Origin of the sequence: Lysinibacillus sp. (assembly GCF_032093475.1) — a bacterium.
Taxonomy (GTDB): Bacteria; Bacillota; Bacilli; order Bacillales_A; family Planococcaceae; genus Lysinibacillus; species Lysinibacillus irui.
Map to the genome: position 1 here is coordinate 13251 of NZ_DAMDAY010000098.1, position 4111 is coordinate 17361.

The 4111-nt window shown below is 38.1% G+C and carries 6 protein-coding genes and 1 pseudogene; all 7 read right to left on the reverse strand.

The window, feature by feature from the left end:
* Positions 1-149 precede the first annotated feature (149 nt).
* A complete protein-coding gene (locus RT445_RS17790; protein WP_313471122.1) occupies positions 150-488 on the reverse strand; it encodes a cupin domain-containing protein in 339 nt (112 codons plus the stop codon).
* 21 nt (positions 489-509) lie between these two features.
* Positions 510-1043: a hypothetical protein gene (locus tag RT445_RS17795; RefSeq protein WP_313471123.1), complete on the reverse strand. Its 534-nt coding sequence runs from the start codon at positions 1041-1043 to the stop codon at positions 510-512.
* Between the two features lie 108 nt (positions 1044-1151).
* On the reverse strand, positions 1152-1304 hold the full coding sequence (locus RT445_RS17800) for a YpzG family protein (protein ID WP_274793524.1): 153 nt from the start codon (positions 1302-1304) through the stop codon (positions 1152-1154).
* Between the two features lie 510 nt (positions 1305-1814).
* Entirely contained in the window at positions 1815-2129 is a 315-nt protein-coding gene (locus tag RT445_RS17805) for a DUF3784 domain-containing protein (protein ID WP_274793525.1), read from the reverse strand.
* A gap of 11 nt (positions 2130-2140) precedes the next feature.
* Positions 2141-3424, reverse strand: a complete 1284-nt coding sequence (locus RT445_RS17810; protein ID WP_274793526.1) for an alpha/beta hydrolase — start codon at positions 3422-3424, stop codon at positions 2141-2143.
* Positions 3425-3437: 13 nt separating this feature from the next.
* Positions 3438-3554 carry a DUF5808 domain-containing protein gene (locus tag RT445_RS23705; protein ID WP_396631811.1) on the reverse strand — a complete coding sequence of 39 codons (117 nt, stop codon included), beginning with the start codon at positions 3552-3554 and terminating at the stop codon, positions 3438-3440.
* Between the two features lie 449 nt (positions 3555-4003).
* A pseudogene (locus RT445_RS23710) lies at positions 4004-4087 on the reverse strand (hypothetical protein); the annotation flags it as partial.
* Positions 4088-4111 lie beyond the last annotated feature (24 nt).

Consider the following 4111-nt stretch of genomic DNA (forward strand, 5'->3'; position numbering starts at 1 on the left):
GCTTTAAATAAAAAACGATGATCAATTTTCTACGATTAGAAAATTGGCCTTTATAAAGCACAGTGCATTTACTTAATACACCAAGCCTATAATAGACTTGCACCATCTATTGCTCTCTCTTAAGCTTTTTATACGAACAAATTCAATCTTTATGTAAGATGTAGATGCTCTGCCTGGATTACAAGTGCTGTTAATCCTGTCATACTGCCTGATTCGTGCGCTTGTCCTTGTTGCCAAAGTACACCCTCTCCTGTTTTTATAACCATCTTTTCTCCATCTTCACCGCAAACCCAACCTTCACCCTGAACAACAATAAATAGCTGTGGAATGGGGGCTTCATGCATACCTACGACACCACCTGGTTCAATAAATATCAATCCAATACTGGTAGGTTCTTCTGTTTTCATGATCTTTCGATAAAAAGCATCCACTGAATTATAATGGATGATTTCATTAGCTACTTCTTGTGTGAATTGTATTCGTTTCATTCATTCTTCGTTCCTTTCCTATTAGGCTAATTCTTCTTGCGCAAATGCTAGTAGTGTGCCAACCTCTTTCTTGACATAAAAAGCAAAAGCATCATAACCATTGCATTTGATTGTTTCCCAGTCTGCTGTTTGTCCACTGATGAGGAGCACATTTCCATGGTCATCTGAACGATAGTCATCAACCTCTTCATCATAGTCAATATTATAGAAAAATGAGACGACTATTTCAGTGGCCGGCATATTATATTTCTTTAACGGACGATTAACACGTTGATCTTCTGTATATTCATCGAAGAATAGCGCATTATAGCCATGTAGGGTCGCATCAAACAGTAATATCTCCTCCGTTGTTTCAGAATCTTTAGCGACGATTCTAGCATGTTCGCCAGTGATGAAAGGCAATGGTTCGTCTTCAATCGTTAATAAATCACCGTAAAACCAAATTTCAAACTGTCGATTGCCTGTACTAGAATGAAGCTGAAACTGGGTTTCAACATCTTCTTGTTGGATGTTTTCTGCAAATGACTGTAAATATGTAGGAATAGAAATATTCAAAGCTTAATCCTCCTTTTTATATAATAATACATGCCACTTTCTATTTTTATCCATAAAAAAAACCCAGAATTTTTTCTGGGCTTGATGACACTTACTTTTCTAGCATGATTAAAACTGACGGGCCTTTGCTTCACTTCGCAACAGGCGGTTATGGAGGGTAATCTCCGTTTCACCATTTACTTGCGATTTGGAATGCTTAATCCTTGACCAGTTGCGGTGGATTTTTTGAGATTTTGGATCTAAATTTTCGAACCTACTCATTTTTCATCCTCCTCATCATTATAGATTTCATAAGTGAATCTTTGTTATTATGAGCTACCTGGATGAATTTATACAAATTTTCATGGATGAAAACGCTACTCACTTTTTTTCATGAAGGAGATGGAGATTACAGTGATGACTACCACTTATAAAAGAGACGATGATGATCATTAAGTGAAAGAACATCATTTTAAAAAACACAACAAGATCAAAATAATGCTGTTGATTTCTATTATTGGCGGACGCTTTCCACGATCGGGGTCGAGTTGCTTCCCTCTTTGCTCTCAGTCCTGGATCTCGACTTTCCCGCTTTACCTCTGGAGTCGCCGTCCTGCGTTCCAATCTCCTTCTACTTAAAGAACTCCATATTCGTATGTTAATAAAAAGTAAACTTTCAAGGTGATTCATCACGAAAGAAATAAGATTGTAGACTAACTCGAAATTCATTGAGTTGGTCTACAGTCTGAAGAGCACCGGAAAATGTACATTATAGTCTTGTCATTGCACGATTTATCTTTTGAAACGATTGCCGGTATTCACAAAAATCATTAAGAAAATCGTTAGGGCTATGAAAAGAATAAATCCTATACTAAATAACCACTGTGTATGGAATACTTCATCCAGAATCCACAAGAGAACGCAAAAACAATAACCATACATCATTTTCCCCATAAATTTTGCTAGTGCTTTTTCGTCATATTGTTTTTTATCTTCTTGTGGCAACGTATTAAAGCCGGCAATTAAAAATGCTCCTTTACCTTGTGATAAAACGATGGCAAAGATGAGAAATGGCAACATGATTATTAAATAGACAAGAACTCCCATAGTCAATCAACCTACTTTTTCGTTTGTATAAATTGCTCTATCGCTGGTAGTAATTCTTCATGTAACGGCAATGAAGGGTCTGCATAGGTTGCTAAGTTTTTGGCACGATCGACTGGTGCCTTTTTAAGCACATGATTCATGCCCTCCATATAAAGCAGCTGTGCCTCTGGTTTGCGATTCTTTAATGCCTCCGCATCGGCTTCTTTCACTTGTAAATCGGTTGTTCCTTGGACTAATAATACACGACTTTTCACTTTGGCAAGCTCATCGGCAGGATGATACTTTAACAAGGAAATAAGGAAAGGCTGTACAGATGGTCGGAAGAGTGCTTGAAGCTCTGGCGAAACATTTTTCACTTGCTCACCTTGTTTTAACGATTTCAAAATGTCTGTCGATTCGTTGAATAGCTTTGGCGGTAACTGACCTTTTATTTGCTCTAATAGCACCTCATCCAATGGTCTTCCCGCTCCCGCAATCGAGACAAAGGACTCTACATCTGTTTTTTGGGCTGCTAGCAAACCAATGAGCGAACCTTCGCTATGTCCAATAACGTGAATACTTGAGTAAGCTTCATCAGCTTGTAATGCTTGGATAATTTGTACTGCATCATCTAAGTATTGATCGAACGTGCTATCCTCTTCCTTTGTTAAAAGTGCTTGATTATCACCAAGTCCACGCTTATCATAGCGCACTGTCGCAATGCCCTCTTGCGCTAACCCTTCAGCAAGCATTTTCAAGCTATTATTTTTACCAGCTAAAGCTGAATTTCCATCCTTATCTGTTGGTCCAGAACCAGCAATAATAAGTGCCACTGGCGTTGGAGATGCGCTAGCCTTTTGCAATGCTACGGTTAAGTTACCATCTTCAACAGGAATCTTTATTGTTTCGTACGTAACGGGTTGCTCTTTATAAGCTTTTAAGATTAATGGGAATTTGGCACCGTTTTGTTGGAATGTAGCCTCTATTTGCTCATTTTTTAATGTTCCATTTATAGCAATCACAGAGCCGTTTAAATGAATGGACACTGTTACTTTATCGCCTGTATAGCTCACGCTTTTAAATGGAAAGTTCGATAAGCCTTGCGCTGGGACAGATAATGTGCCAGCTTCCTTTTGTAAATCAACGATAATCGGTAGTGGTCCATTAGGTGTTTCAATATTTCCTTCCCATTTTCCAATAAACTGTTCACTCATGGCACGTTCCCCTTTTGTTTCTTGATTTTCAGCTGTCGCCTCTTTTTGCCCACAAGCCCCTAAGAGTAACAGCGTACAGCATAACAATAACCATTTTTTCATCTAATCTTCCTCTCTATATAAAAATCACCAATAAAATTGGCAATAATGTTATACCAATTAAGAAGTAGCTCCACTTGTTGGCAAAATTAACGGTCCAGCCAATTCCGTATTTTTTTGCACTAATAGGGATGGATCATTTTTGTTGCAATAAAATATGCCCCATTTCCAGTATTGATCATCTGCTACAGCTGTTTCATTTGTATGTATTTCATCAAATCGCTCATTACTTGTACTGAACTTCCAAATTAGTAATAGCAAGCCCCCTAACGTAACGACATTAAAAACAAGAAAAAGTGGGAAAAAGTATGGGGCTGTTTGGTCATGTAAAATCACAGTTGTATAGTGTAAAACAACAAAAAGAATTGTCATACTAAAATTTATCGCAGCTAAATACCAGCTTCCATATTTACGATGAGCTAGCTCACGATGAATGGATGCTTCTTTAGCTTGTGCACTCAATTGTATTTTGGCATTTTTCTTGCCCCGCCCCAGAATGAAAAAGCTGATTTGTATCGCTAATAATAGAAGCGGCATACTGATGACAGAGATCCATGATTTTTCCGTCCAGCCGTCTACCTTGCCTGCTGCATTCCAATGCGTCGCAAAAACATCTGGAATGGCCTCATAATTCATGTACGTAAAAGTGATGAGTGCTACTGTCATAATGATTGGTAAGCTAAAAAATAC

Excerpts from the sequence above, each read along its gene's own strand:
- RT445_RS17790 (WP_313471122.1), bottom strand. The coding sequence starts at position 488 with ATGAAACGAATACAATTCACACAAGAAGTAGCTAATGAAATCATCCAT.
- RT445_RS17805 (WP_274793525.1), bottom strand. The coding sequence starts at position 2,129 with ATGGGAGTTCTTGTCTATTTAATAATCATGTTGCCATTTCTCATCTTT.
- RT445_RS17800 (WP_274793524.1), bottom strand. The coding sequence starts at position 1,304 with ATGAGTAGGTTCGAAAATTTAGATCCAAAATCTCAAAAAATCCACCGC.
- RT445_RS17810 (WP_274793526.1), bottom strand. The coding sequence starts at position 3,424 with ATGAAAAAATGGTTATTGTTATGCTGTACGCTGTTACTCTTAGGGGCT.